This window comes from Bacillus halotolerans (assembly GCF_001517105.1).
GTDB classification, from domain to species: Bacteria; Bacillota; Bacilli; order Bacillales; family Bacillaceae; genus Bacillus; species Bacillus halotolerans.
In genome coordinates this window covers 20,499-44,598 of the sequence record NZ_LPVF01000002.1, presented here as the reverse complement: position 1 = coordinate 44,598, position 24,100 = coordinate 20,499, and the positions used below count along the sequence as shown (strand labels likewise).

22 protein-coding genes and 2 tRNA genes are annotated in these 24,100 nt (G+C 43.5%); all 24 read right to left on the bottom strand.

Annotation, left to right across the window (positions count from 1 at the left end):
• Positions 1-8: 8 nt before the first annotated feature.
• Complete coding sequence (locus AU387_RS02345) at positions 9-785, bottom strand: type III pantothenate kinase (protein ID WP_044153475.1); 777 nt, start codon at positions 783-785, stop codon at positions 9-11.
• Between the two features lie 188 nt (positions 786-973).
• On the bottom strand, positions 974-2,890 hold the full coding sequence (gene ftsH / locus AU387_RS02340; RefSeq protein WP_059334681.1) for an ATP-dependent zinc metalloprotease FtsH: 1,917 nt from the start codon (positions 2,888-2,890) through the stop codon (positions 974-976).
• A gap of 97 nt (positions 2,891-2,987) precedes the next feature.
• Complete coding sequence (gene hpt / locus AU387_RS02335) at positions 2,988-3,530, bottom strand: hypoxanthine phosphoribosyltransferase (protein WP_038954341.1); 543 nt, start codon at positions 3,528-3,530, stop codon at positions 2,988-2,990.
• 2 nt (positions 3,531-3,532) lie between these two features.
• On the bottom strand, positions 3,533-4,945 hold the full coding sequence (gene tilS, locus AU387_RS02330) for a tRNA lysidine(34) synthetase TilS (RefSeq protein WP_059334679.1): 1,413 nt from the start codon (positions 4,943-4,945) through the stop codon (positions 3,533-3,535).
• A 103-nt stretch (positions 4,946-5,048) separates the two neighbouring features.
• A complete protein-coding gene (locus AU387_RS02325) occupies positions 5,049-6,071 on the bottom strand; it encodes a protein kinase domain-containing protein (protein ID WP_059334677.1) in 1,023 nt (340 codons plus the stop codon).
• The gene (locus tag AU387_RS02320; protein WP_063623099.1) at positions 6,037-6,774 is read right to left on the bottom strand and encodes a vWA domain-containing protein; all 738 of its coding nucleotides are present in this window, start codon (positions 6,772-6,774) and stop codon (positions 6,037-6,039) included. Before AU387_RS02320 ends, AU387_RS02325 begins: the two co-directional genes overlap by 35 nt.
• 84 nt (positions 6,775-6,858) lie before the next feature.
• Positions 6,859-9,342 (bottom strand): stage II sporulation protein E, encoded by a 2,484-nt coding sequence (gene spoIIE / locus AU387_RS02315; RefSeq protein ID WP_044153485.1) that lies wholly within the window; start codon positions 9,340-9,342, stop codon positions 6,859-6,861.
• Positions 9,343-9,541: 199 nt separating this feature from the next.
• Positions 9,542-9,613, bottom strand: a tRNA-Glu gene (locus tag AU387_RS02310).
• 9 nt (positions 9,614-9,622) lie between these two features.
• Positions 9,623-9,699, bottom strand: a tRNA-Met gene (locus tag AU387_RS02305).
• 167 nt (positions 9,700-9,866) lie between these two features.
• Positions 9,867-10,253, bottom strand: coding sequence for a S1 domain-containing RNA-binding protein (locus AU387_RS02300; protein WP_059334673.1), 387 nt, complete (start codon positions 10,251-10,253; stop codon positions 9,867-9,869).
• Between the two features lie 80 nt (positions 10,254-10,333).
• Positions 10,334-10,711, bottom strand: coding sequence for a cell division protein DivIC (divIC, locus tag AU387_RS02295; protein WP_010332711.1), 378 nt, complete (start codon positions 10,709-10,711; stop codon positions 10,334-10,336).
• A 17-nt stretch (positions 10,712-10,728) separates the two neighbouring features.
• Positions 10,729-11,364: a spore cortex biosynthesis protein YabQ gene (yabQ, locus tag AU387_RS02290; RefSeq protein ID WP_059334671.1), complete on the bottom strand. Its 636-nt coding sequence runs from the start codon at positions 11,362-11,364 to the stop codon at positions 10,729-10,731.
• Entirely contained in the window at positions 11,361-11,663 is a 303-nt protein-coding gene (gene yabP, locus AU387_RS02285) for a sporulation protein YabP (RefSeq protein WP_024123628.1), read from the bottom strand. Before yabP ends, yabQ begins: the two co-directional genes overlap by 4 nt.
• A gap of 78 nt (positions 11,664-11,741) precedes the next feature.
• Complete coding sequence (locus tag AU387_RS02280) at positions 11,742-12,002, bottom strand: RNA-binding S4 domain-containing protein (protein WP_024123627.1); 261 nt, start codon at positions 12,000-12,002, stop codon at positions 11,742-11,744.
• A 1-nt stretch (position 12,003) separates the two neighbouring features.
• Positions 12,004-13,473 (bottom strand): bifunctional methyltransferase/pyrophosphohydrolase YabN, encoded by a 1,470-nt coding sequence (yabN, locus tag AU387_RS02275; protein ID WP_059334669.1) that lies wholly within the window; start codon positions 13,471-13,473, stop codon positions 12,004-12,006.
• Positions 13,463-15,061, bottom strand: a complete 1,599-nt coding sequence (locus tag AU387_RS02270) for a putative polysaccharide biosynthesis protein (protein ID WP_059334667.1) — start codon at positions 15,059-15,061, stop codon at positions 13,463-13,465. The genes yabN and AU387_RS02270 overlap by 11 nt, the downstream gene beginning before the upstream one ends.
• Before the next feature lie 181 nt (positions 15,062-15,242).
• The gene (gene spoVT / locus AU387_RS02265) at positions 15,243-15,779 is read right to left on the bottom strand and encodes a stage V sporulation protein T (RefSeq protein WP_024123624.1); all 537 of its coding nucleotides are present in this window, start codon (positions 15,777-15,779) and stop codon (positions 15,243-15,245) included.
• Between the two features lie 135 nt (positions 15,780-15,914).
• Entirely contained in the window at positions 15,915-19,448 is a 3,534-nt protein-coding gene (mfd, locus tag AU387_RS02260) for a transcription-repair coupling factor (RefSeq protein ID WP_059334665.1), read from the bottom strand.
• A 69-nt stretch (positions 19,449-19,517) separates the two neighbouring features.
• Positions 19,518-19,748 (bottom strand): anti-sigma-F factor Fin, encoded by a 231-nt coding sequence (gene fin, locus AU387_RS02255; RefSeq protein ID WP_024123622.1) that lies wholly within the window; start codon positions 19,746-19,748, stop codon positions 19,518-19,520.
• Positions 19,749-19,808: 60 nt separating this feature from the next.
• Complete coding sequence (gene pth / locus AU387_RS02250) at positions 19,809-20,375, bottom strand: aminoacyl-tRNA hydrolase (RefSeq protein ID WP_059334664.1); 567 nt, start codon at positions 20,373-20,375, stop codon at positions 19,809-19,811.
• A gap of 105 nt (positions 20,376-20,480) precedes the next feature.
• Entirely contained in the window at positions 20,481-21,098 is a 618-nt protein-coding gene (locus AU387_RS02245; protein ID WP_044153494.1) for a 50S ribosomal protein L25/general stress protein Ctc, read from the bottom strand.
• 84 nt (positions 21,099-21,182) lie between these two features.
• Positions 21,183-22,136: a ribose-phosphate diphosphokinase gene (locus AU387_RS02240; RefSeq protein ID WP_003218353.1), complete on the bottom strand. Its 954-nt coding sequence runs from the start codon at positions 22,134-22,136 to the stop codon at positions 21,183-21,185.
• Between the two features lie 22 nt (positions 22,137-22,158).
• Entirely contained in the window at positions 22,159-23,529 is a 1,371-nt protein-coding gene (glmU, locus tag AU387_RS02235) for a bifunctional UDP-N-acetylglucosamine diphosphorylase/glucosamine-1-phosphate N-acetyltransferase GlmU (RefSeq protein WP_024123619.1), read from the bottom strand.
• A gap of 191 nt (positions 23,530-23,720) precedes the next feature.
• Complete coding sequence (spoVG, locus tag AU387_RS02230) at positions 23,721-24,014, bottom strand: septation regulator SpoVG (protein ID WP_003218346.1); 294 nt, start codon at positions 24,012-24,014, stop codon at positions 23,721-23,723.
• Positions 24,015-24,100 lie beyond the last annotated feature (86 nt).

Genomic DNA, 24,100 nt, shown 5'->3' with positions numbered 1-24,100 from the left:
AAAACCTCCTATACACTTCCCACGCGGTTTCGTTCATAAATCAATTCCAGCCCTTTTAGGGTTAAGAATGGATCAACGATGTCTATACAATCTGATTCGTTTGCGATTAATGGCGCAAGACCGCCTGTCGCAATGACTTTCGGTTCTTGTTTTGCCTGCCATTTCATGCGTTTTACGATTCCTTCCACTTGGCCGACATAGCCAAATAAAATTCCTGATTGCATCGCGCTTACAGTGCTTTTTCCGATAATATTGTCAGGCCGGGCGATTTCAATACGCGGAAGCTTTGCCGCACGCGAGTACAGCGCCTCAGTCGAAATTGTAATTCCAGGCGCAATCGCTCCGCCCATATATTGTTTGTTTTCATCGATATAACAGTACGTTGTGGCTGTACCGAAATCAACAACAATCAAAGGATTGCCGTACAAGTGAATGGCCGCAACAGCATTTACGATTCTGTCAGCGCCTACTTCTTTCGGATTGTCGTACTTTATATTTAAACCGGTTTTCATACCGGGACCGACAATTTGCGGTTCGATATGAAAGTATTTTGTGCACATTCTCTCTAACGCAAACATGATTGGCGGCACAACTGAAGAAATAATAATGCCTTCTATTTGTTCAAACATGAGACCTGAATGATCAAATAAAGAGCGCAGAATCATCCCAAACTCATCTTCTGTTTTATGCCTGCTTGTTTCTATACGCCAGTGATATTCTAATTCACCATCATGATATACACCAAGTACAGTATTGGTGTTCCCCACATCAATAACAAGTAACAACCTCTATCACCACTTTTGAATAGTTTCTCTATCATTACTTTTACAAACATTCTACAATACCATACACGATCGGCGGCTCATTTGTAAACAAATCGATACCATAATTGGATGATTGAAAAGGCGGCAGCAGAGGCGGGATTCACATAAAAAAACTGCCAGCGTCAGCCGGCAGTTTTTATCAGAAAGCGTTACTCTTTCGTATCGTCTTTCTTTTCGTCTTCTGTTTTTGACAGAATGTTTACTTTGACATCATCGTTCTTCTCATCATCAGAGAACTTACGCTCAGGCAATGTTCCGTGATCGACAAGGTGTTTGATTTGTTCAGCATCCAGTGTTTCAACTTCCAGAAGCGTCTGAGCAATCAATTCAAGCTTGTCACGATTTTCTGTCAGGATTGTTTTCGCACGCTCGTAACACTCTTTGATAATGCGCTGAATTTCCTGATCAATTTCGTAGGCAATTTGATCACTGTAGTTTTGTTCGTTGTTGAAATCACGGCCTAAGAATACCTGGCCACCCTGAGACTGTCCAAATTGCAGCGGTCCCAGTTTTTCTGACATACCGAATTCTGTAACCATTCGTCTTGCAATATTTGTCGCACGCTGGAAGTCATTGTGCGCTCCTGTGCTGACTTCACCAAAGATAATTTCTTCAGCAACACGTCCGCCCAAGAGACCGACAATTTTATCAAGCAGCTCCGGCTTTGTCTGGAAGTAACGGTCTTCTCTTGGTAGCATAACTGCATAACCGCCAGCCTGGCCCCGAGGAACAATCGTTACTTTATGAACCATATCAGCCTCATCTAAAACGAGTCCGATAACGGTGTGTCCGCCTTCGTGATATGCCACGATATTGCGTTCTTTCTTGGAGATGACGCGGCTTTTCTTAGCTGGTCCGGCAATAACACGGTCCGTAGCTTCATCAATGTCGCGAGCATCGATTTTTTTCTTGTTTTGACGAGCCGCCACAAGAGCAGCTTCATTCAATAGGTTTTCTAAGTCAGCGCCTGAGAAACCAGGTGTTCTCATGGCAATCGATTTCAGGTTTACCGTTTCATCCAGCGGTTTGTTTCTCGCATGGACTTTCAATACAGCTTCACGTCCAATTACATCTGGGCGGTCCACTGTGATTTGACGGTCAAAACGTCCCGGACGAAGTAAGGCTGGGTCCAAGATGTCCGCACGGTTCGTTGCGGCAATGATGATAATTCCTTCATTGGCACTGAATCCGTCCATTTCAACAAGCAATTGGTTGAGCGTCTGTTCACGTTCATCGTGTCCGCCGCCGAGACCCGCTCCACGCTGGCGTCCGACTGCGTCAATTTCATCAATGAAGATCAAACACGGCGCATTCTTTTTCGCGTTTTCGAACAAGTCACGCACACGGGAAGCACCGACACCTACAAACATTTCAACGAAATCAGATCCGCTGATGCTGAAGAAAGGTACACCGGCTTCACCGGCTGATGCTCTTGCAAGAAGTGTTTTACCGGTACCCGGAGGTCCGACTAAAAGCACACCTTTAGGGATTCTTGCGCCAAGCTCGGCAAACTTGCGGGGATCTTTCAGAAATTCAACAACTTCCACAAGTTCTTGTTTCTCCTCGTCTGCCCCTGCAACGTCTTTGAATTTGGCGCGTTTCTTTTCCTCTGTATATAGCTTCGCCTTACTCTTACCAAAGTTCATGACACGGCTGCCGCCGCCTTGAGCTTGATTGAGCAGGAAGAAGAACAGAATAAAGATAATGACAAATGGGATGATGGTCGTCAGGAACGTCACCCATCCGCTTGTTTCTTGAGCGGGATCAACCTTTACATCTGTCTTTTTTATAGCATTAAAGATCTGGTCTGCTCCCTTTCCTTCAGGAACATGAGTCAAAAAGTATTGATCCTTGTCGTAATTTTTCAGCTGTCCCTTTACCTCATAAACACCTCTGACAGGCTGAACCGACACGCTATCAACTTTCCCGTCATCCAGGTTTTTGATGAACGTGCTGTACGACATATTTTCTGTTTTCGGATTTGAGGTCTGGAAGTAGCTCACAACCCCGATTACTACTAATAAAATAAGTAAATAAAAAATGGTATTACGGAAGACCCGATTCATTCCTTACCTCCTCCCACAGTAAGCACAACTATGTTCAATAGTACCATAGAAAATCATTCCAATACAACCAATAACCATCTCGGAAGCAGGCTGCCGATCAGCTTTCATAAACTGCCGGTTTTAACACTCCGATATAAGGCAGATTGCGATAGCGCTCAGCATAATCAAGTCCGTAACCCACTACAAACGCGTCAGGAACTTTAAAGCCTACGAAGTCTGCTTTAATGTCCGCTTTTCTTCCGCTTGGTTTATCCAAAAGGGTAACAATCTTAATTGATTTTGCTTTACGGTATCGGAAGAGCTCTACTAGATAACTTAAGGTTAACCCACTGTCGATGATATCTTCAATAATTAAGATGTCCCGGCCCTCTACAGATGTATCCAAATCTTTAATGATTTTTACTTCTCCAGATGAAACCGTAGATTTTCCGTAGCTTGATACATCCATGAAATCCATTTCCAAATATGTATCAATATGCTTGATAAGATCCGCCATAAAAGGAAGAGCTCCTTTTAACACACCGATTGCCAACGGAAATTTATCTTGATACTCACTTGTTAAGTCTGCACCTAACTCTTTTACTTTCTCTTGTATCTCTTCCTCTGAGATCAGAACTGTTTCAATATCATGTTTCATCATGATTATGCTTGCCCCCTACACTTTTCATGCTGTCTATATTGTAATACAATGCGGTCACTGTTTGGAATCACAAGATCTTCAAAAATGGATTTTTTCAAGCCCGGTATCCAGATAATTTCACCGCTTGCATCCGTCACAACCGGCCAGTTGTCTCTTTCTTGCAGAGGCAATTTCTTATCAATAAATATATCCTTTACCTTTTTCGAGCCGTTCATCCCTTTTAGTTTTATCCGATCGCCGGCTTTTCTTGTCCGGATCGTCAAGGGAAATCTCACCTTATCTTGACTTGTAATAAAAACAGAATTCCCATGTCCTTCAAGAGGTTCCGCGTTTCGCTTTGCCTCTATCAGAAATCCGTTTGGGAGCACTGCCGTCTCATCGGCAGCTCCGCTTATTTGATATTCAAAGGGAACCTTTTTGCACTGCCATTGTTCAAATGTAAACAAACATGTCTGATATGATTTGACCACCTTCAGTCCTTTCGGAAAGTCCAGTACTCCTGAAGGACCGCCCTTATCCGCCCAATCCAAAAACTGCTGAATATGATGAGCTGAAAAGGATGATGGAACGTTTTCATAAAGATAGTTTAATATTAGTTGAACTCCTCTTCTTTGCAAAGGCATCGGGAGGGCAAGCAATTGAGAGGAATTGATTTCAACTGATATTTTAGACTGGCTTGTGATTACTTTATTCATTTCTTCTTTCGTTAATGACTGTAAGAATTGCTCATCTTCAGTCAGTGCTTCGCTTACTTTCTGAAACCTTTTATGCACATCCGGTGATTCCTGTTTCAAAAAAGGGAGCACTGCTTTTCTGAATCTGTTTCTAGTGTAATCATCTTTGGCGTTGCTTTCGTCCGTCCGGTAGCTCAAAGCGTTTTCATGGCAATAATGAAGAATCTCTTCTTTTGTAATGGCTAGAAATGGTCTGATCATCTGTCCCGTTTCAAACCGTCTTACCGGCTGCATTCCGGCAAGTCCAGCTCCGAGTGTGCCTTTGGCCAGCCTCATAAGCATTGTTTCAACCTGATCATCTCCATGATGAGCAAGTGCAAGATAATCCGCTTGATGCTTGGACATCACTTCCTTAAAAAACTGATATCGGCAATCACGGGCAGCTGCCTGCTTGTTGAGACCGTTTTTCTCAGCATACGCAGTTACATTGATTTGAGCCGTTTCACATTTGATGTGTTCAGCCTCACAATACGCTTGGACAAAACGCATGTCTTCCTCAGATTGCGCCCCTCTGAACCGGTGGTCTACGTGAGCCGCAATCACATTGGCTGAACGGCCGTATAACGCATGAAGCGCGTGAAGGAGAGCCATCGAATCCGGACCGCCGGAAACGCCTACAATAATTGTCGCCCCTTTTAACGTAAGATTGTGTTTGATAAAAAAATCTTTGACACTGTTCACAATGTCCTCCTCACAATGAGCAGGTATTTTAAAGATATTCATATCCTATCACTTTCAATCCTTCCAAGCAAAGAAGAAGCATGGGTATTGCAGATTGCGGCTGTCAAATAAGGAAAAAGATAATGTAAGCGAAATAAAGCGCCAAAACACTGATTACGATAAGAGCGGTTTCGAATAACCCTCCGGACTTAGCGCCCTTCTTTTTAGGTGCATATCTCGTCTGTGTTACTTTACCCTGACGCATGTTTTGCTGTCTTTGTCTTGAGATAGATTGCGCCGAAGTTGGCGTTTTTCCAGCCTGTTTTCTTTGCGCTGCCTTTTGCCCTGCTGCGAGCATCTCTCTTTTCATCTCGTCAGCGGAATCATAATGGCCATTTAAAGCAGAAATAAGCACTTTTTTATACTTTTGCAGCACCGGACTGCCCTCGATTAGAGATCGCAGCTGGTCCTTTGGCTGGCTTGTTTTTTTGAATTCCTTTTTATGTACACAGTTGATCATAATCATAGCAACCGCAAACAAGTCGTAAGAGGGCTCTGCTTTTCTTGTCCCATACCCCCAATATCCTCTATCGTAAAACTCGGTATACTCTTTTATCGCTCGGCCCTCCTTGGTTGTTCCGCCTACATCTATGCAGCGGATTCTGGCCGGCGGGCCGGTGACAATCAGATTATCCGGCTTAAGGTCGCCGAATATCCACCCTTGCTGATGAAGCACGGATAAGCTGGTTAACAGCTGAATCATCAAGACCGGAATCCATTCTGCTCCTTTGTCACTGACGAACTGTAAAAGCAGCGGGCCTTTTATGTATTCCATTGCATAAAATGAAACTTTTGTATTAGCACTGGGAATAAAGGCATCATCAGTGTCAAAAAAAGAAGGCCCCATCGTTACGGACTGGGCCTTTGAAAAAGATTTTAAGACATTCACTTCAGAAGTAATAGACAGGCTGTCATCACTTACCTTTAAGGCAACATGTCCATCTGATGCTTCTGCCAAATACACAATTCCATTGGCCCCTTTTCCAAGCTGTTTACGCAGTGTGTAAGTATTTCCATTCCACTTGCCCTTTACTCTCGTTCCTGGCTTGAGGCTACATGCCAAACTCGTCAAAGTGTCGTTCATCATCTGCCAGCATGCTCCTTCTTGAGCGGATTTTTTCGAATTGCTGTGTCGCTTCACGAATCGCCGGACCTGTCGGCGTGATGCCGCCTGTCGATAGCTTCGCAAAGAGTGTGGAAAGAGACTGCAGCTTCGGTGTCCAATTCAGCACAAGCTCGACCTCTTGTTTTTTCCCGGGAAATATACACATCGCAAATTCGTTATTCCCTATTCGGGAGTTAAGACTCACGGACAAGTCAATCAGTGCTTCTTTCACTGTAGGCAGCTTTGGCGCCATACTAGCGCTTGTATCAACGAGAACCAAAACCTGAAGATGCACCGTTTCTCCCAGTTCATCTACCACTTCCATGACTTCGCCGCGTTTTTCCGGAGAAAGCTCCTCCATTTCCACATTCTTTCCCAGGATTTGCTTCAGTTCTTGATTCACCACCCCTTGCAGGGTTTGCGTCATTGCTTTTTTCGTTACCATTTGAACCGTTTGCAAAAGCTGTGATGCGTAAACGACCTGATGCACGCCGCCTCCAGCAAGCGCAATCCCTTCGACTTCTTTCATAGCCTCGTGGTCAATTTTGTTTTCTTCCATTATACCTATGACATTTACTGTAATCCCTTGCTCTTTAGCAAAAGCAGCCATAGCAAGCGGGTCTTCACCATGATTTGAGCAGCCATCCGTTATCAGCAGAATTTGATTCAAACGTCCGTTGTTCACATTCATTCCTCCTGGAGAATACGATGATTCTCAGATTCATATAGTTCCATCTTCGCCAGAAGAAAATTGATTTATACGGAAGCGTTATGAAATTTCTTGTTTGCTTTGAAAGATAGCCGGAACGGGAATAGACGCCCACTTTGGTGTATTGTGATCAATTCGGACGACAACAACCGTCATATCATCATCAATTTGGCCTGATCTTGTGCGAATCACTTCCTCCATAAGTAAGTCAGCAATTTCCTGCGGATCATCTGTTTTTAACCCTTTCATTTTGCGCTTCATCCATAAATCATGATTTTCCACGTGTTTAGGGCCTTCGAAAATACCGTCACTCATCATGATCAGGAGGTCTCCCGCCTTCAGCTGCTCACTCACAACCTCAACGTCGAATTCGTTAATAATGCCGATTGGCAGATTGCTCGCTTGGACTTTCATCACCTGCTCACCCCGTTTGATAAAGCTCGGTGTTGATCCAACCTTTAAAAACTTACAGCTCGCATCCTGAAGGTCGATAATAGAAAGATCGAGCGTGGAATATATTTCATCGGTTGTCCGCAGAGACAGTATGCTGTTGATCGTTTTGATCGCTATTTTTTCATCAATTCCTGATTCAAGGATCTTTTCAAGAAGTTTTATCGTTTCATTGCTTTCAAAGTGAGCCCTCGCGCCATTGCCCATGCCGTCGCTGATAGCAGCTGCATATTTTCTTGCGCCTAGCTCCATCATGCTGTAGCTGTCGCCGGAGACAAGGCCGCCGCCCTTCGCCGCATGAGCCGCACCCGTAGACACTCTGTACGATTTTGTTGATCCAAACGCGACATGGCTGTATCCATTTGGATGCGGAGAATGCTGCTCGGCTTTCACAAGAACTTGCTCTTCCAAAATGTCAGAAAGCATAGGTGCTATGATTTTTTCACTTTCTCCATGCCCGCTGAATGGGATTGTCATTTCAATATCAATGTTTCCCTGTTCAAGGCTGTAAATCTCCACCTGCTGAATCTCTATTCCAAAATGCTGAAGAGCCTCAATAATTTGTTCTTCTTGGATAAAGTGCTGCTCCCTCTCCCTTTTTATTTCCCGAGAAAAGTCTGCCATGACCTCTGAAACACCCAAGAGCTGTTCAGCTACAAGCCGCCTGCTGTCCTGCACTTTTTTCTTAAGGGTTAAATGCGCATGATGATAGGCAAGTTCATCCTCTATCAACTCTTCAACCTGACGCGATTTAGAGCAATACTGGTGAAACTCTTTTTTCAGCCTTCTGTTTGAAGCATACTCTTTTTCCTCTGTTTCCAGCATAACTTGTTTCATTAAATCATATGTTTTATCAAAGTTCTGAACCCAGCACCTGTTTTTCTTGTAGCACGTTTGACAGGAATGCTCTGTAATTTTGCTTAAAAACAGATCGACCTCGCTGTCATCTGTTTGTTCGTCAGACGCTTGATAAAAGGTTGCAAAGCTTTCTGACAATGCATGAAATACATTGGAGAACTGATCCACCTTTTGAGCAGTGACATCTCTGATTTTTCTCGCGTATTGCTGCTGCTCCTGAAGATGTTCCACAGTGCCCGGAATATATCTCGCCACTTTTCTTGTAATGGACTGAGGCGTGAGCAGAAACAGGCCGACTGCTATCAATGACTCATAGAGCGTTGTCATCAGACCGGCAGAGCCTTCTCCATATAAAGAAATAAGAAGCGAGCCGATAATCAGCCCGATTGCCGCACCCGCTTTTTTTCCTTCTTTCAGCAAACCGCCTAATAAGCCCGAAAAAGCGAGCAGACTCATTTGATAGAGATTTCCGATATTGGCTAAGCCGAGAATCAGGCCTGTCACGACACCCACTGTACAGCCGATGCTTGCACCGCCGATGAAGGAAAAGCTTAATACAACATAACGGGCCAGGATATGTTCTGCCTGCATCCCTTGATAGGACAAGCCTGCAAGTCCAGTCAGCACCGAAGCAATCAGAATCATAAAGCAAATGATTTCTTCTATTTTTAAGGATTGTTTTACTTTCTTCACTGTAAAAATCGGAAGGCTTTGGAGGAAAATCAGCGTTAAAATAAAGGACAGCCCCGCTTCTACAACAGCCATCACATAATCATAGGTTGTAAACGCGCCATTCTGAGCGTAAACAAAACCCGCTCTTGCCGCCGCCATGGAGAGGAACACGACAACCGGAAGGGCTTTCACACGATCATCTGTGATGAAGGATGCTACTTTAGAAAACACGAAGAATGCAAGCAACGCCGCTAATATGAGTAATGAGTGCTTTGGAGAAATTGTCATTGCACCTGCAAGCACAGCCAGCACTGCATACAGCGCCTTGTCTCTTCTGATCAGAAGCATTGCCCCAAAGAAAGGAAGGGCGAAAGGAAGGACCTCGGATAATATGAAAGCTCGTCCAAGCAAAAACCCGATGACGACATAAATGAATCCTTTATAGAAAAACAGTGAATGCAAATGATGAGTCACCAGCTTCGCTCCCCTGTTAAAAAACGATTGGAGTTTTTCAAAAGCTTGTCCCGCCATTGGCCCGTTCACTCTTCTTTCTGCTTTTTCCATTTCTCTCATCTCCCACCTGTTATATTCGTTGCCTGTCATTATAGCGAAAGCACAGATAGGATTTTGTCAAAAGAAGGTAAGTATACCAAAGAAGTCTTCGACGGTTTCTGCCCTGAAATTCGTTTATGCGGAGAATTTCCAGAAAGATGTCTAAAAATGAAAAAAATCGGCTTCTGTAACAGAAACCGATTTTTCAGTATGACCCGTACGGGATTCGAACCCGTGTTACCGCCGTGAAAGGGCGGTGTCTTAACCGCTTGACCAACGGGCCTAACAAATATGGTAGCGGCGGAGGGGATCGAACCCCCGACCTCACGGGTATGAACCGTACGCTCTAGCCAGCTGAGCTACACCGCCATATTGTTTTGTGCTTCTAAGCACAAGTTATATAATACAAAGGTTTGTCCTTTTCGTCAACAGAAACTTTAATGTTATAATTTTCTGACTCTTACCTTGAGGGAGCATATAAAAAAAGCACCCGTTGGGACGAACGGATGCTTCATTTATTTATAGAAAGCAGCAAGTTATCCTCTTCTTGCTCCGCGCCCTCCACGTTTTGATTCCGTATTGCGTTTTAAAGATGACAAGCGATCTTCGCTATCTTTTAAAAACTTGTTCATTTTCTGTTCAAAAGATTCTTTCGGACGGAAATCATTTCTAGGTCTGGCTTGCGGACGGTCTTTAGCTTTTTTAATAAATAAACCAATTTTCCCGTCTTTTTCAACGTTGATGACTTTCACTTCAACTTGGTCGCCGACTTTTAAGTGATCATTAATGTCTTTAACATAATTATCGGCTACCTCACTGATATGAACGAGACCGGTTGAGCCTCCAGGCAATTCAACAAATGCTCCAAAATTTGTAATACCTGTAATTTTCCCTTGCAACTTGCTGCCCACTTCAATCGACATAAAAAAAGTGCTCCTCCTTAGGCTTATAAAAAGATCGTTTGCTTAATTATACCTAAATAAAAATTTAAGTGTCAACAAGGCTACTTGTTCTTCTTCTCCACATTAAAGATTATTTCACCGTCTCCAGACATGAATAAGTCTCTTCTGGCAAGCTCTGTGACGTAATCTTCATCTTTTAATTTGGATATTTCTTCTTTTAAATCCGTTTGCTTTGTCTTTAAATTCTTCAGTTCTTTTTCAAGCTGTTCTTTCTTTTCTTCTTTTGCGCTAAGGGAAGATGTTTGGCTCCATACAGAGCTTGCCAGTACAATTGCCGTCAGAAATACGAGGGCGCCGAATACAGTCAACCGTCTGTACAGCCCTTTTCTTCTTCTTTTCTTCAGCTGATTTTGCCGCTCTACTTTTTCTTTATAGTCGTTTTGTATTTCAGTTATCGTTCGTTCCCTGGAAAAATTCAAATCAGACGGTCCTCCTTTCATCTCTTCAAAAAACGTGTAATGGTCGTTCTTATGGTTACCAATAGTTTCTTCTTCTTTTTTAGAAATCCTGCACCTTTTTGAAAATATCGTCTGAAAGTTAGACGCAGTTTTTCAGGAAGAAGTTTCATACATTGTTTAACGATAAAGCGGATCGGAAAACACAGAACCATGACTATTTTATAAAGACATAACATGAGAAAACCGATCAGGCGGTATGTTCTCTGAAAGAGAAACGTGACCAGCCAGATGATGACTCCGCATGTCCACACAATAGGACGAAATAACACGTGCTGAATGAGCTTTTTAAAGAATTGATAAACAGAAACAACAAGATAAATGACGAATTTCAGTATTTTTATATAGATTCGTTTGCAAAGGCTTTGATACGTCGCAACGCCCAGCAGAACCGCCAAAAAAATGTACAGCCTGAATTCTCCCTCATTTACATGAAGCAAGACATAAAAGAAGAGCAGCCCCTGCAAAATCCAGAAAAGAATATCATGAATAAATAAAAGCCACCTGGCTGTTCTGGCACGAATGACAAAGAGCCTGTACGTATCAAGCGACGCGCCAAGCCAGAGGCCCATACCGGACATCGCCAGCATTGTATAGAATTGTGTCGTCAGCGTCATTTAAACAACTTGCTAAAAAACCCTTTAGCTTTATCCCCTTGTTGCTCGTCTAAATACACTAAATCAAATACCCTGCCTTTGATCGAAACAATCCCTTTTTCTACATCAAGATTTTTCATTTGAAGGTTTTCGCCTCTGACTGAGAGCATTCCCATCACTGTTTCCAGCAGGAATTCTTCGTTATCAAAGCTTTCAACTTGCTTAACCCCAGAAATATCTAAATGTTTCCGGCCTTTCATTGTCACATCGTGCTGTTCCGGAACAGAAGAAGAACCTTTTTGTTCATAATATGAATTCATCTATTCAGCCCCCATATCCTCGATACTTTTAGCATTATTACTGCATTGTATGAGGAGGGGGATTCTTTTAGAACAAGCCTATTCGCCGAGTTTTTCTTCCTTTAGCACCGTATACATGTTTGCGGCTTCTTCTTTTTTCGTCGTGTCTTTGAGCTCATTCACTTGTACCGTTACAAGCTTTTGGCCGAAGCGGACCGTTAATTCATCTCCAGGTTTTACGTCTGAGCTTGCTTTAGCCTGATTTCCGTTAATGGAGATTCTGCCTTGATCAGCTACTTCCTTCGCTAGTGTACGTCGTTTAATCAGCCGTGATACTTTTAAAAATTTATCTAATCTCATATTACGATCTCCTCTCAGTTTCTTTTGCTTCATTCCACAGATTGTCCATGTCCTCAAGAGACATAGTAGCCAGCTCGATTCCCTTTTCCTTCGCTGTTTGCTCAATATAAGAGAAACGTCTCCGGAATTTATCGTTTGTCATCGCCAATGCTTCCTCCGGTTCTATTTTGTAGAAGCGGGCTACATTTACCAAGGCGAAGAGAACGTCGCCAAATTCGGCCTTGAGATTGTGTTCAAGAGGGTCTTCAGAAACCTCCGAAGAAAATTCCTCCATCTCCTCATTCACCTTTTCCCAAATATCACTCACATCTTCCCAGTCAAAACCGACTTTTGCCGCTTTTTTCTGAAGTTTAGCAGCTTTAGAAAGAGCAGGAAGGGTTTTCGGGACGTTGTCTAACAAGGATTCTTCAGATGTATGTTTTTCGGCTTTTTTAATATCTTCCCAATTTGCCAAAACATCGTTTTCATCCTGAACCTTAACATCTTTAAACACATGGGGATGTCTTCGGACCATTTTTTCACTGATCCCTTTAATCACATCATCTATTGTGAAATAACCATCATCTTCACCGATTTGCGCGTGAAGCAGGACCTGAAGCAAAACGTCGCCAAGCTCTTCGATCATATGGTCTGTGTCTTCTTCGTCAATTGCTTCGAGAAGTTCATAACACTCTTCAATCATGTATTGTTTTAATGACTGATGAGTCTGCTTTTTATCCCACGGACAGCCGTTAGGCCCGCGAAGCTCTCTGATGATGCGCCGAAACGCGGAGAACTCCCGGTACAGCAGCTTCTCTTCTTTAATCGGCGGAATATACACACTTGTTAAGTTATTCATGGCGACATTACGGTCCAATTCAAATAAAGGCACTCTCCGAATATCCTCATCGCGGCTTCCGGCGGCCGTTACAATCACAACTTCATAATCATCCGGCAGCTTCTCCATTAATGTCAGCTTCACTTCGGATGCAGTCATTTGGTCGTAAACCTGACAAATGATCAGGTGATGTCTGAGCTCAAGCTCATCCGCGCTCAATGTGCCGGCATCCACAAATTGAAAGCCTTCAATGGGATCAATTTGCAAGGCATTAAAAGTGGCATCAAGAAAACTTTGTCCTCCCGCGACTTTCACCTGAATGTTTTTTTCTTCCTGCCGCTCCGTCAGCAGCTGTACTGTTTTTTCCGCTACAAATGGATGCCCCGGAACCACATAAAAAACGTCCTGATGCTTCGCTTCTCCAAAGAGAATGTCAGCAATTTCTTCGTATACCGCATCAAACTGGTCATGCTTCTCATATATATCATCAAAATAACGAATGTTCTTCGCTTCGCTTTCTAGCTCCTGAATTAAAGGGTGGTCTTTTGTTCTGACAAACAGAGTGTCCGCCTTTGTCAGCAGCTTATGTATGCCAATTGTCAACTGGTCCATGTCTCCGGCGCCAAGCCCGACGACTGTAATGTTACCTGCCATTTTGTTCTCTCCTTCTTGTGAGTTTGCTTAACTTGCTGCCAAAAGGCACACTGTTGAGCTCTTCATCCGTAAATATTCCCAATTTCATCATACAATAAATAAACACCGCGCCTCCAATGGCGACAGCAGAAACACTTTCAACCGCCGCATATCCTCTTCCTTCCGCATCAAACAGAAAAGACCAAAGGCGTAAATAAGCAAGCAAGACAGCCGACATCAATAAAGCGGACCCAATAATCGGAAGCATAACGCCTCTCAGCTTGTCCAGCCATTCTTTTTGCCGCAAGCGATATAAATTAAGGCCGGCGACAGCCGCAAAGGTAGCCGCTGTCGCAAATGAAGCCCCTTCAATTCCATAACGCGGAACCAAAAAGGTATTTAACACCCATTTCACAGCCACGCCTGCGCCTACCGCTATTGCAGGAAACACCGTGTTTCCCGTTCCCTGTAAGACAGCAGCAGCCGTGACCGCCAAGGACGCAAACAAAATGGAGCAGCTAAATATCTGTAACGCAGCTGTTCCTTCACCATTTTGAAACAGCATAATGTTGACCGGCTTGAGGATGCAGATGAGACCGGCAGACGCCGCAACGCCAATCGCAAGACACAGCTTTAAGGAAGACGTCACTCTTTGTTTCATCACCAGCATCTGATTGTCCTTTACCGCCTTTGAAATCAACGGTACGAGTGAGGTCCCGATGCCCATTGCGAAAACAGAACCGAGCTGCAAAAGAGGCTGCCCCCGGTCATAAATTCCTTTCAGCCGCTTTGCTTCTTCACTCACCTCACCGCCAGACAGCAAAGAATATAAATTCAGCGCATCGACAAGCTGAATAAACAAAAGCAGCAGGCTGCTGACACAGATCGTGACCGAATATAAAAGCAGTTTCTTAATTAATTGATTTGTTGTAATGTGATTTTCTTTTTCTATTTCCGCTTTTTCAGGCTTTTTCGTTTTGAACCAAAAAAAGACGAGGATGATTAGCGCAATCAAACTTCCGGCAAGAGAACCAGAAGCAGCTGCCGCTCCCGCAGTATAAAGCGAGGCACCCTTTTTGATGAGCCAAAAAGATAATCCTAAAAGCACCGCTACCCGCAGAAACTGTTCCATGATTTGCGATAAAGCGGACGGAAGCATATTGTGCCTCCCTTGAAAAACGCCTCTGAGCAGCGCGACAAATGGAAACAGAAGAAACGCATAGGCAGTTACTTGTATTAACTGGGCGAGATGCGAATCACCCATAAACAGAGCGATCGGAACAGCTCCCATATATAAACACAGAAATAAAAAAACACCTATTACCGATAAAACCAGCGCTGAAATTTTCATTATGGTGTTATGGCTTTTTTCACTATAATCATTCATCAGTTTAGAAATAATCACCGGAAATCCTGATGTTGAAAGCATGACGGCAATACCGAGAAAAGGGTATACCTGCTGATATATATAAAATCCAACATCGCCGACAATGTTTTGAAATGGGACTCTGTAAACGGCGCTTAGTATTTTTGAAATAACGCCTGCCAGAATTAAAACAAATGCCCCCTGCCACATCCAATGCCGTTTGACGCGTATTGAATCATCCATCCAAAAGCTCCTTCCCAACGTCAGGGGCCATGCAGAGTGTGCAATGACCTTGGTACAAATAAAAACGAGGTTATTATACCATATCCCAACCCTTGGAATCCTTTTTCGGCCTGCACAAAAAAGAACAGCGTCCCAAGGAGAGCTGTTCTTTCTATACCTATTTTGATAATTGTAATAAGACCTACTGTTCCATTTGACGAGCCAAAAACCCAGCTGCTGTTTCAACGGCTTTATGCTCTACTTCGCCCATCGTCTGATCCTTTGAAAAAATCACGACCGCACCTATCGGGTCGCCATTCGCCACAATCGGACCGACAGTATACGAACTCATATCTTCATCTATGCCATTCACAAGCTGCACGGATTTTGCATCACTCTCAAGCACGGAACTTCTCTGATCCATTGTTTTTTCCAGCATTTCGCTGATCGGCTTGTTTAAGTAGTCTTTTTTGGAACTTCCGGAGACGGCAATGTAGACATCACGGTCACAGATAAGCACTGAGTGGCCAAGACTGTCATAAAGCGCGTCTGCATACTCCTTTGCGAAGTCTCCAAGTTCACTTATCGGAGAGTATTTTTTCAAAATAACTTCTCCGTCACGATCTACAAAAATCTCAAGCGGATCGCCTTCCCTGATTCTCAGCGTTCTGCGAATTTCTTTAGGAATCACGACCCGTCCTAAGTCATCAATACGACGTACGATACCGGTTGCTTTCATCTCTGGTGCCTCTCTTTCATTTGATGGTTATACAATGTGGGAAAGACCTAAAGCAGTTACTTTATGTACCTTCCGCCTCGCTTGAAATTAGTATCCGTCACATCAAATGTAATATACACCAGAGAGTAACAAAATTTACGTTGATGAAATGGTTTGTTTTTTCACATCTTTAAGGCCCTTCAGCATGCCCAGCACGGTTTCGAGCCATTCATCCGCAGCCTTGCCTTTCGTTTGAACGGAAATTTTGAGTTTTTTCCCTTCCATTCCCAGTCCGATTTGTCTGCCGTATTTGTTGCCAAGCTCAAACAGTTTCTGGCCGTCAATATCAGCACTAGCCTCTTCAGAAATGGTCAGCCTGACTGCATCTTTATCTTGCTTAATCAATTCGACCCGTTCATTTTTCGCATAAACCTTCATTTCAGCTACGGTAAACAAGTATTCAACTTCTTTTGGATAATTTCCAAACCTGTCAATCATCTCATCTTGAAGTTCATTTTTCTCTTCAATTGAAGCCACAGATCTGAAGCGTTTATACATATCAATTTTCTGTTTGCCGTCTTGAATGTAAGTTTCCGGAATGTACGCATCAAGCTCAAGATCAATTTCTGTTTCAAAATGCTCCGTTTTCGCTGTATCGCCTTTCCGCTCTTCAATGGCCTCCTTCAGCATTTGCGAATAGAGGTCAAATCCGACCGAATCGATAAAGCCGTGCTGCTGAGCGCCAAGAAGGTTTCCGGCTCCGCGAATCGTTAAGTCGCGCATGGCGATTTTAAAACCAGATCCCAGCTCCGTAAATTCTTTAATCGCCTGCAGTCTTTTTTCAGCTACTTCAGTAAGCACTTTATCCCGGCGATACGTGAAATACGCATACGCTACACGGTTAGAACGGCCGACACGTCCACGCAGCTGATAAAGCTGGGAAAGACCCATCTTGTCGGCGTCAAACACGATCAGCGTATTCACGTTTGGAATATCTACACCCGTTTCAATGATTGTTGTGCTGACGAGAACGTCTGATTCCCCTTCCAGGAAACTCAGCATGACAGCTTCTAATTCATTTTCTGTCATTTTCCCGTGGGCATACGCAACCTTCGCGTCAGGGACAAGCATTGAAATCTCATCTGCTTTCCGTTCGATATCCTCTACCCTGTTGTATAAGAAATAGACTTGGCCACCGCGCGCAAGCTCGCGCTCAATCGCCTCTCTGACTAGGGCACCATTGTATTCCACAACATACGTCTGTACAGGGAAGCGGTTTTCCGGCGGCGTCTCGATCACCGAGAGATCCCTTACGCCAAGCATAGACATATGCAGCGTACGCGGAATCGGTGTCGCTGTTAATGTTAATACATCCACATTGGCTTTAATCTGTTTGATCTTTTCTTTATGGGTGACACCAAAACGCTGCTCCTCATCAATGATGAGCAGCCCTAAGTCTTTATAAACAACATCTTTTGATAACAGTCGGTGTGTCCCAATGACGATATCAACCGTTCCGTTTTTCAATCCTTTGATCGTTTCGTTTGCTTCTTTTCTTGTTCTGAATCGGCTAAGCAGGCCGATATTCATCGGGTAGTCCTGAAAGCGCTCTGTAATGGTCTCATAGTGCTGCTGAGCCAAAATGGTTGTCGGGACAAGCAGTGCGACCTGTTTTCCATCAGCGATTGCCTTAAACGCCGCACGGATGGCAACCTCTGTTTTCCCGTACCCTACGTCTCCGCAAAGCAGGCGATCCATCGGCCGCTCTCTTTCCATGTCTTTTTTGATTTCGTGAATAGAGCGGAGCTGATCTTCCGTCTCTTGATAAGGGAACGCCGATTCAAATTCACGCTGCATTTCATGATCAGGAGAAAACGCGTAGCCCTTGCTCGCTTCCCTTTCGGCATACAGTTTAATTAAGTCATCAGCGATGTCTTGAACGGATGTTTCTACTTTTTTCTTAACCCGCTTCCATTCACTGCCGCCTAACTTATACAGCTTCGGTTCTTTTCCTTCAGAGCCGACATACTTCTGTACCTGGTCAATTTGTTCAACCGGCACATAAAGCTTGTCGCTTCCCTGATAGTGAATGTTCAAATAGTCTTTGTGAATTCCATTGATCTCAAGGGTTTCGATCCCTAAATACTTTCCGATCCCGTGATTAATATGAACGACATAATCACCAATTTGAAGCTCGGAATAGCTCTTGATGCGCTCTGCATTCGTAAGCTTCTGTTTTCGAGGCTTCTTTTTCACGCGGTTTTTAAACAATTCTTCTTCAGTAATGACAGCAAGCTTCATTAACGGCAGCTCAAATCCTGATTGAAGCTCGCCTTCCATGATATAAACCTGTCCCTGAACAAGCGCCTTTTTGCTGTCAGTCATCGCCGCTTCGATTTCATAATCGGCCAAAACAGAAGACAGTCTTTGTGTACGTTCCTTATTTGCTCCCAAAAACACAACGGTGAAGTTTGATTTTTTAAACCGCTCCATTTCACCGGCAAGTACATTCATTTGCCCGTGGAAGCTCTGCATTTGTCTGCTGGATACATTTACGATATTTTGCGGGCTCGTATGCTGAACATGGCGTAAAAACAAAGAATAGTACAGCAAAGGCCGTCTTTGTTCAGCAACTATTTTTTGGAAGCTGAATGACAGACTGATGTCATGCAAAATCTTCCCTTCCTCCAGAAGATTTGTGACAAACTCCGCTTCTTCCTTTTGAAGCTGCTCTTCCATTTCATGAATCCGGCTGACTTCGTCCAAAATAAGAAGCGTGTTATCAGGTGTATAATCTAGCAAACTAGCAGGTTTTTCATAAAAATATGAAAGGTACTTCACCAGTTCCTGATCTGTCTGGCCTTCAGATAAACGCTCTTTATCATGAGAAATATTCATATGCAGGATTTCTTTTTGCTTGTCGAGCTTTAATTTTTTCAAGCTGTCGGCAAGGCCTTTATCCATCTTCTCTATAGCAAGTGCTTTTTCTTCAGCTCTGATAATCAGTTCCTTTGCCGGACCGATACTGATGGAGGTCAAGGTTTCAATTGACCGCTGATCATCGGAGTTAAAGCTGCGGATGGAATCAACCTCGGTGTCGAATAATTCGATTCTGACCGGATGCTCAGAGGTCAGCGGATAAATGTCGATAATTCCGCCGCGAATACTGAATTCACCGGGTGCAGAAACCATATCAGATCGCTCGTATCCCACCTCTACCAGTCGGGATGCCAGCTGATCCGGTTCGATATCATGCCCCACCTGAATGAGCATTTGGCTGTTTTTCCATACCTCTACCGGCGGCAGCATTCTTCTGACAGCCGCTACTGGAGCAACAACTATAGGCGTTTCTCCGTTTGTTAATCTATTAATGACATCTAAGCGCTGCGCCCGCAGTTCAGGGCTAGCCACCGCGATTTCTGATGATATGAGTTCATTGACGGGGTACAGAAGGACAGACCGATCCCCAAGAAGTGAAGTCAGATCATCCGTTACTTTCTGAGCTTGGTATAAATTATGGGTGATTAGAAAGATAGGCTTATTCGTTTCATTAGCCAGAGCAGCAGTAAAAACAGAACGCGCGGAACCTGAAAGACCTGCGAGCAGTTGTTCCTTCAGCCCCTCGTTTAAACCGTTGACGATGGATTTGAAGTCATCGCTTTCTTTAATAAAGGTTTGAATGTTGTCCATATGGCCCCTCCTCTCTGTTTTCTGTAAGAACAGAAAAACGCTTTGGTCTAGTGTCTACACCAAAGCTTTTTATTGAATAAATGTGTGATGTTCGTGGTAATGCGGATTTCGTTCGAGCGCCTCTTGGCAATCTTCACATATTGTAAGAACATGGACATCTCCATTGTCTTTATATGAAATCATATCGTTTCTTTCCTCGTTTGTTAAGTGCTCAAATCCAAGTGAGTTTGTCGATACCATGGAAGATTCCAGACTTCCAACTTTTACTCCGCAATGACGACAATAATAATGCAAAGCCATACAAGGGACCCTCCTGATGAAAAAGTCATTTTGGTGTAGTATGGACTTTGATTATGTATTTTATACCTTCGAGTTGAATTCGTTCATAACCTCTAAAAATGGTTTGCTGAGAGAAGCCTCACAAGCCTTAACGGACTTTCCAATCGCTTCATCAATTGCTGGTGTTTCATCCTTTGTAAAAGCACCTAAAACATAATCAACCACCTTCATCCCGTTCACTGGCCGCCCGATTCCGATGCGGATGCGATCAAACTCAGGTGTTCCGAGATGCTGAATCAATGATTTGATGCCATTATGCCCGCCGGCACTGCCTTTCGTTCTTAGACGAATCTTGCCAGTCGGCAGATCAAGGTCATCGTAAATGACTTTTAAATCTTCGTTGTCTACATCATAATAATCCATTAAAGGCCGCAAACATTCTCCTGATAAATTCATATATGTAAGCGGTTTAACAAGTAGAACCTTTTTGCCGGAAACAAATCCGGTTCCGTATAATCCGTTAAATTTGCTCTGGTTCAGCTCAATGTTCCATTCCTTCGAAAGCTGGTCTATTGCCATAAATCCGACATTATGCCTTGTATTTTCATAGTTCTTTCCCGGGTTTCCGAGGCCAGCAATTACAAGCATGGCAAATCCTCCCTTAGTCACATAAGCTCCCGCTCTAACACGGGCTATAATTCTTCTCATTCTAGCACAAAAGACGTAACCGCGGGAGGGTTACGCCTTAAGCTATTATTGATTTTCGTTTTCACCTTCAGGCTGAGCATCGGCAGTTTCCTCAGCGTCTGTTTCTGCAGCATCCTGCTGCTGCGGAGGAAGAATAGAAGCCACAACTTCATCTGATTCGTGATTATAGGAGTAGTCACCGCCGGCAGGCAAGTCCTCAATCGTGAGTACATCATTTACATCAAGACCAGAAATGTCTGCCTCGATCGATTGCGGAATTGCTTTTGGCTTCGCCTTCACAGTAAGAGCGTAAAGCGGCTGTTGCAATACGCCTCCATTTTTCACTCCAATTGCTTCTCCGGTCAGATGAATCGGCACTTCCACTTCAATTTCTTCACTCATATTGACTACTTGGAAGTCGGCATGAGTGACCTCATTTTTCAGCGGGTCCGTTTGCAGCTCTGTTACCATGACAGCGTGCTTCTCTCCGTTGACGTCGAGTGTAATGACTGTATTCTTGCCTTCATCCCTCAGTGTTTTGATAAGTTCCACACTGTCTAAGGATACCGGTTTGTTTGCCGTGTCTTTTCCATAAATGATACCTGGAACATGTCCTGAAGTACGGATATCCCGAAGAGACGAACGGGTGAAACCTGTTCTTTCTTTTGCCGTTAACGTTGCCATATTCAGCACCATCCTATTATCGTTTTATTGTCCTATTAGAAACAATACCCAAAACGATAAAGGTTTAAACCTTTCAAAATCGGTTTAGCTGAAAAGGTAGCTGACAGATTGCTGCTCATGAACGCGAATAATCGCTTCAGCCAGAAGCGGTCCGACTGAAAGCTGCTTAAACCGTTCAATTTTCTTTTCTTCAGGAAGCTTGATGCTGTTTGTCACAACAAGCTCTTTAATTGTTGAGTTATTAATCCGTTCAACAGCAGGTCCTGATAGTACCGGATGTGTACAGCATGCATAAACTTCTTTTGCTCCGTTTTCAACAAGCGCATTAGCTGCAAGTGTAATGGTGCCGGCAGTATCGATGATATCATCTATAAGGATAGCGGTCTTCCCTTCGATATTACCTACAATATTCATGACTTCTGCCACATTCGGTCTCGGACGGCGCTTATCAATGATCGCAATCGGCGCTTTTAGTCTGTCAGCCAGTTTGCGGGCACGTGTCACACCGCCGTGGTCCGGTGAAACAATGACGATATCTTCAAGGTTTTTGCCTTCAAAATATTCTCCTAAAATCGGAACACCCATTAAGTGGTCAATCGGTATATCAAAGAATCCTTGAATTTGCGGTGCGTGCAGATCAAGCGCAATGACACGAGTCGCACCGGCAGTTTCAAGCAGGTTTGCGAAAAGCTTTGCTGTGATTGGCTCACGGGATCTAGCTTTTCTGTCTTGACGCGCATAACCGTAATAAGGAATAACAATGTTAATGGTTTTTGCAGAAGCGCGTTTCAACGCATCTACCATAATCAACAGTTCCATAATATGCTCGTTAACGGGGTCACTTGTAGACTGGATGATGTAACAGTCACATCCGCGAATACTTTCTTCGATATTAATTTGGACTTCCCCATCACTAAATCTTGTGACAGAACACTTCCCTAATTGAACTCCAACTATATCTGCGATTTCTTTTGCAAGCTCTGGATTAGAATTCAAAGAAAAAATCTTTAAATTCTTATCTCCGTATTGATTAGACATGGATAAACCTCCGAATTTAGGATTATTTTTTATGAATATTTTTCACATAATCGTCTTTATTTACTTGTCTCGCTCTGGCAATAGCAAGTGCTTTTCCAGGTACATCTTCCGTAACAGTTGAGCCTGCCGCTACATAAGCGCCTTCTCCGACTGTAACAGGGGCAACCAAATTGGAGTTGCAGCCGATAAATGCGCCGTCTTCAATTTTCGTCAAATATTTATTCTTTCCATCATAATTCACAGTAATTGAACCGCAGCCCAAGTTGACGTCTGTGCCTACTTCGGCATCCCCGACATAGCTTAAATGAGAAGCCTTGCTTCGGTCTCCGAATTGCGTCTTTTTGATTTCAACAAAATTCCCGATCTTCACTTCATTCCCGATGACAGAATCAGGCCTGATGTGAGCAAAAGGTCCTATGTTTACATCATTCCCCACTTTACTGTTATTGACTACCGATTGTTTAATCACAGTACGGCTGCCAATTGAACTATTCATAATCTCAGTATGAGGGCCGATAATCGTATCTTCTCCGATTTGCACCTCACCTTTAATCACAGTTCCAGGATAAATCACAGTATCGCTTCCGATGACAGCTTCAGGAGAAATATACGTATTCATCGGGTCAATCAGCGTAACGCCATTTTGCATATGCCGTTTATTAATCCGCTCTTTCATAAACAATTCAGCCTGAGAAAGAGCAACTCTATCATTAACTCCGAGCGTTTCTTGGAAGTTACCAGTCTGGTAAGCGGCAACAGTTTCGCCTTCATTTTTGAGAATCTCTATCACATCCGGCAAATAATACTCGCCTTGAACATTATCGTTCGATACTTGGTCAATGGCCCGGAATAGAGCTTCATTATCAAAACAATACGTTCCAGTATTGATTTCAGTCACAAGACGTTCTTCCTCTGAAGCGTCCTTGTGCTCCACGATTTTTTGAACCGCTCCGCTCTCACCGCGAATGATTCGGCCGTATCCAGTCGGATCTTCTGCAACTGCAGTCAATATCGTAGCTTTTGCTTCTTTTTGTGTATGTTCTTTCAGCATCGCTTCCATTGTCTCCGCTGTTAAAAGCGGCGTATCTCCGCAAATGACAATCGTTACACCTTTTTCGTCAGCAAGAAATGGCTGTGCCTGTTTTACAGCATGAGCAGTGCCAAGCTGTTCTGCTTGAAGCGCATACTCGCTTTTATCACCAAGCTGCTTTTTCACTTCTTCCGCACCATGTCCGACAATCGTGACAAGCTTCGTTAAAGATAACTTTAAGGCTTCGTCTACGACGTGCTCTACCATAGGCTTACCGCAAACTGGATGAAGGACTTTGTAAAGCTTTGATTTCATTCTCGTTCCTTGTCCAGCCGCTAAAACAACTGCAAACCGCTTATCCATTTAATGGCCTCCAATATCCCTTTTATCCATAGAAAAATATATCCTAAATATCAGTTGATTTCAAGGAGACTTCATGAAGTGCAAGAATTTTCTATGGGTGCATTTTAGTTTGAAAAATCAGAATTAAAAAAGGACTGCCGGAAAAAGGCTTGTCTCAGCCCTATCAGCAGTCCTTGCTTTTTGGTTATTTTTTAAGAAGCTCCAGCTTCTTCGAATTCTAATGCTTCAGTGTCACCCAGACGATGATACTCATTTAACACGGCATCTTGAATCTTTCCTCGCGTGCTTGAATTAATAGGATGAGCAATATCGCGGAACTCTCCATCAGGGGTGCGTTTACTCGGCATCGCAACGAAAAGACCATTGTTTCCATCAATCACACGAATATCATGAACAACAAATTCGTGATCCAGCGTGATGGATGCAATCGCTCTCATGCGACCATCGGTATTCACGCGGCGTAATCTTACGTCAGTAACTTCCACAGTAGTTCACCACCTTTTCCCTATATAAAAGCATTAGTTTATCAATTCCACGATTTTTTCTGAATTCCTGCTGTTTTTTAAAATAT